Origin of the sequence: Chitinivibrio alkaliphilus ACht1, assembly GCF_000474745.1 — a bacterium.
In the GTDB taxonomy this organism is placed as follows: Bacteria; Fibrobacterota; Chitinivibrionia; order Chitinivibrionales; family Chitinivibrionaceae; genus Chitinivibrio; species Chitinivibrio alkaliphilus.
In genome coordinates, this window is the sequence record NZ_ASJR01000054.1 from 1 (window position 1) to 2,498 (window position 2,498).

The 2,498-nt window shown below is 47.7% G+C and carries 1 protein-coding gene; it reads left to right on the forward strand.

The window, feature by feature from the left end; genetic code table 11:
* Positions 1-240: 240 nt before the first annotated feature.
* Positions 241-2,498 (forward strand): hypothetical protein (locus CALK_RS11585; protein ID WP_034638358.1); only part of this gene is annotated, 2,258 nt, incomplete at its 3' end.

A 2,498-nucleotide genomic window follows, 5' to 3' on the forward strand; every position in this document is an offset into this window, starting at 1 on the left:
AAGGGCGAAAATGCCTCTGCCGTTATGAGCCCGCAACGAGTACAAATTCGATAAATCTTTCTGATGTACTCAAATTACAGGAAGCGTCTTCGGACGCTTCCTTTTTTTCTTCCAAAATTGTTATTTCTCAAAACAACAATACAATTTTCGTCTTTTTTGTCCATTTTTTGATAGATGGTTCATTTTTCCTTTTTTTGTTATATTGTGAAAGAGGTACTCATATAACTAAAAGGAGAATTTATGCAGTACACCCTACACAAAAAGAGCATATTCTTTCTTATGCTTTGCATCACTCCGCTCTTGGCTCATTTGCCAAGCCAACATAGTGCCCTATTACAGCATGGGCGGAGAGCTTCTACAGAAAATCTGCGGAGCGGCTTCCAAAATCATGGTGCTTGGGACCCCAATGAAGAATATCGGGGTGATCACACTATTCAACAAGGTGATACCGTATCTCATGGAAAATTTGAAGGTCAGAAGCTCTGGTGGTGGGCAAAGTTTTACGCTTCAGGAGAACAAATGGAGCCTGGGATGTTTGCACCTGAAGGCGGAACGTCACCATGGGTGCTTATCAACTCTGCTTCTGCCATAGAAGATGGGCGTGTTTCCTATGAGTGGTCTGGGTGGAATGACGATATTGAGCAAGACATATCCCCCATGGATGCAGTAATTCCCACGTGGCGTGACGGTGCTGAAGGTGCGTATGCCTTTACCCATGATGATATTGGCGCCATGCCACTTGACCTTTCAGTAAAACCAGCAATTGAACTGGCAAAGGACTTTCCTGAAATTAAACAAGCATGGGGTGTATTCGTTGGCGAAATGAACCAACGTGAATGGGATTACGCTCTGGAAATGGCCATGCAGGGACACGAACTCTTTAACCACTCCATGGAACATACCTCTGCAGCAGAGCAATGGCAATGGTTTTATCCGGGACAAACCATTCCCGCACACGACCCATCCATCCCTGAAGAGATTCGTGGTTTAACAGTTGTTGGTACGTGGGGTGACCCCGAACGGGAACCGGTGTACCCGGTTGAAACCCCGGCAATAGCAGTGTTTGAATCTCCCCTTGTTGCCATAGAAGCAACACATTATTGGACACAGAACGCTCCCAGTTCAGAAATTCCGGGTACCGAACTGGAAGATCCCTTTGGTACCGTAATAGAACCACGAATCTATGCAAAGGACGGAGTTGAAGAGATCGTTCTCCCTACGGGGCAAAAACAATATGTCAAATACACCTACCGTGATGAAAGCGGTTCAGGGAATAATGAAGGCTATATTGCTGCAACGGGGCCAAGCTGGATGGAACTATCACAGCTGGACGACTATGGCGGTGAAGGATATTGGGAGCCAGACTCGCCCGCACTTCTTTCTGAACCAGAAACATGGGATGGCAGCAAACAGTGGCATGGCGCCGGTGAAGGAACAATCTACGAATATAATGGAACCTATTGGCAAAGCTTGAGTGATGCACCGGGGAGTGACCCGGAAGAGGGGCATGAGAACTGGCGACATCTTGGTGATATTGAAATACCCTTCTTTTCATCAGAAGGTACATATACAGGTCGTACGTGGAGCTCTTCTACACAACATGTAGGAGAAGACCAAGGTGCTCCGGCCTTTATTGCAAAAATATTCTGTGTAGCTCCGTGGGAAGATGAAGAATATGCCTTGAATATTCGCGATGCGAAAGATTCCATCGATGCACAAGTGTGGGAACGTATTGAAAATTCAGGCGAATATTTCCGACGTGGACGTCGGGATGCACATTACGGATATCCCTTTGACGCCTACTCAGAAGTAACCCACGACTCTCTGTATCAAGCAGGGTATACAACTGCCCGTGGTGGTGCTAAATCAGGTGTGCCAACACCCGGTGACTTCTTCCACCCCTTCCGTATCGACTTCGATGCCTTCTTTATTACACGGAATGACTGGACAGTGAACTCCGCAGGGGAAGAGTTTATCTACCCGAACAACCCCCACGTACTCATGGGTGCCAATGAGATGGTTGACTCCATCATCTCTCAGCGTGGATATATGATTCGTGAGCTCCATGCGGTTGCAGATATTCCCGATGGTGAGTGGTATAACGATGATCGCCCGGAGTTCTGGCCCCTTAACACGGTTGGTGCCGGCCAAGGTGGATGGTGGGGCGGTATTACCGTCAACCAACTTCGACGCCACTATGAGTATGTACAGGAACGTATTGATGATCGTCGCTTGACCGTTTTCACTCCCACCGAGGCGGTAACATACAGAATTACGGCCAATGCTACTGAGTCGGCAACGGTATCGCGCAATGGAGACAATTATACCCTCTCGACGGAGCTTAATCGCCCCGATCTTGACGAGCGCTACTGGGATGAAATATCCGTTATCGTACATCTTGAAGAAGCGGTAGACTCTCTTGCGGTGCAGTATCATACAATCAATGAAGAGTGGTGTCCCAGTGGATCACCAAGAAGAAGACCACGTCAGATGGACGA